We start from the raw sequence: 2,179 nt of genomic DNA, 5'->3' as shown, positions 1-2,179 counted from the left end.
ATAGCTTTACCCTACACTGCCTTCCATTCAATTCTAGGGTTACAATCAAATTAGATTAGTAGTGTTTAAGCTTGCTATATCAAGGTTTTATCTATTTTATCTTACCACTAAAAACCATTAATTTTTACTACAGATACAGACAAAAGCACAGACCTTTTTCAAAAGTCCACCATGCCAAAATATAAATAAAAACTTTATAATACCTCTCAATAATTATTACTTTTTAGTTCTATAATAATCTTCAGCAACACTGACAATTTTTTTTGTAAAGTTAATTATATTAATTGAAATATCAATATTTATCATTTTACGGTCGCTAGTTAATACACTAAATTGATCCACCTCACAAATCTCATTCATATCAATTCTCAAATTATAATCATCAACCTTATCTATAACTTTATATTTATTTTTCAAATTGTTGATAATTTCTTTATGATACATGTTCCCTTCATGAAATAATTTACATCTAATTAGATAGATAATATCTCCATCAATTACGTTCTTATCTGCCGTATTTTCGTGTTTAAAAATATATTCGTTATACCAGGATACATAAGCTGTTTTATTTCCTTTAGAACAATCATATTCAATCTGCCCACATACATCAGGAATAATAAAAGCATTTATAAAAGCTGATTTATACGCTTCTTTTGATATAGCATCATTAATTACATCAACAATAAACTTCAAATTTCTTAGCTTTCTTTCTTCCATAAAAAAACATCACCTCATAAAAATATTAACATGAAGAAACTTTAGTTGACAACGCTTACTAAAGAGATTAAAATACACGCTAAAAAGGAGCGATGCACAATGTATGCAGTTGCTGTTTTACATGGTTACATCACCCCTGACTATAAATACACATACTCCAAAAAAGAAGCGTGGCATTTTGAATCAAAAGAAAAAGCTATGCTCATTGCACATAAGCTCAGTGGTAAAGTAACAATAATAAATAAAGGGTATCTCTAAAATGGGATACCCTTTATTATATCTTCATCTACCTAAGGTCGATCTGAGTGACCTTAGGTTTTACTTTCATTACTCAGCGCAATTTTGCGCCTATCTACCATATTGATTCAAAGGTCTCATATTCCGCTATTTAAACAAACTAAATGAAAGGCTCAATTAGATAAATAAATTTTCATAATGATACGCCTCTGCAAATTCTACTAAGGCTATTCTTAGATGGCTTTGTAGTGTTTTTAGCGCCATTGCCATTTCATCAGCGATGTATTGCTGTGTTTTATCATTTTGCGTGATATATATTCTTGTAAGTATTTCCCTGTGATCTGTGCTTAACATATCCAGCGCTTCTCTAATGGCTTGTAATTGGTTCTGTGCTTCAGTCAGTCTATCAATCTGACGAACGGTGATGTTTTCAGTATGATTAATCTTAGAAACATTTTTAGGCATATCTGACAATGTAACAGACTTCAATGTATGAATATCACCGCATAGTCGTTGCAACCTTGGACAAGTCCTTAAAACGCTCTTCGCTCGTTTTCTGATTTCTTTATCTGATATCATCAAATCACCTTTTTATGTTATAATTGATGTATCAAAGTTTTCGATTTTTTCGTTGGTGTGATATAAGCACTCTTAAACATTGACCAGTTAGATGTCTAGCTGGTCTTTTTTTATGTATTCTTATTACTGCGAAAAAAAGGGCTTTTTTCTGCACGGTTTTGAACGATAAAAACAGCTCTATTCATTGCTATTATAGCATTTCATCTCAAGGAAAAAATTTTTTCAAAAAGTCCTCGCTATTGGAAAAAGTTCCCATATCCGTTTCCCAAAAGAGCATCACTTGATAATTAAGGAGGGGGGGATATAAAAAACTCAAAAAGCGGTATTTGTATGAAGGAAGGGGCGCACCGGTCAAAAAATGCTCTTTCAGCTACTTTTACTTAATGGGGGGATATGATATACTCTTGTCAGAAGAAGCTTTGATTACAATTCCATATTCTATGTACTGCAGTCAGTGGTCGATTGCAATAAGGCATCTTTACATGAGATGTCTTTTATTATTGTTTTTATTCTAATACATGCTATAATAAACGAAAAGAGACGTGCTGGAACACGCCTCCACTGTAGAACCGTTAAAAAGACGGTGACCATCAATAGTGTTTTAACCATCTACTGACCTGTCAAAGTGTTAGATGGTTATTTTTTG

Annotated in this window: 3 protein-coding genes; 1 reads left to right on the top strand and 2 read right to left on the bottom strand. The window is 32.1% G+C overall.

All coding sequences use genetic code 11. The features are described 5' to 3' along the window. Positions 1–216: 216 nt before the first annotated feature. Positions 217–717, bottom strand: a complete 501-nt coding sequence (locus RV14_RS11530) for a hypothetical protein (protein ID WP_071856384.1) — start codon at positions 715–717, stop codon at positions 217–219. Between the two features lie 99 nt (positions 718–816). Here RV14_RS11530 and RV14_RS12335 point away from each other — a divergent pair, with 99 nt between their 5' ends. Further along, positions 817–975: a hypothetical protein gene (locus tag RV14_RS12335; RefSeq protein ID WP_167359866.1), complete on the top strand. Its 159-nt coding sequence runs from the start codon at positions 817–819 to the stop codon at positions 973–975. Between the two features lie 156 nt (positions 976–1,131). Here RV14_RS12335 and RV14_RS11525 read toward each other — a convergent pair whose 3' ends face one another. After that, positions 1,132–1,533 carry an ArpU family phage packaging/lysis transcriptional regulator gene (locus tag RV14_RS11525; RefSeq protein WP_071856383.1) on the bottom strand — a complete coding sequence of 134 codons (402 nt, stop codon included), beginning with the start codon at positions 1,531–1,533 and terminating at the stop codon, positions 1,132–1,134. Between the last annotated feature and the right edge of the window lie 646 nt (positions 1,534–2,179).

The organism is Enterococcus ratti, from assembly GCF_001886195.1.
Lineage (GTDB): Bacteria > Bacillota > Bacilli > Lactobacillales > Enterococcaceae > Enterococcus_B > Enterococcus_B ratti.
The sequence above is the reverse complement of the archived record's forward strand: the minus strand, read 5'-3'. Positions and strand labels throughout refer to the sequence as shown.

Bases quoted from the DNA above. Each gene is read 5' to 3' on its own strand.
- RV14_RS11530 (WP_071856384.1), bottom strand. From the start codon at position 717: ATGGAAGAAAGAAAGCTAAGAAATTTGAAGTTTATTGTTGATGTAATT.
- RV14_RS12335 (WP_167359866.1), top strand. From the start codon at position 817: ATGTATGCAGTTGCTGTTTTACATGGTTACATCACCCCTGACTATAAA.
- RV14_RS11525 (WP_071856383.1), bottom strand. From the start codon at position 1,533: ATGATATCAGATAAAGAAATCAGAAAACGAGCGAAGAGCGTTTTAAGG.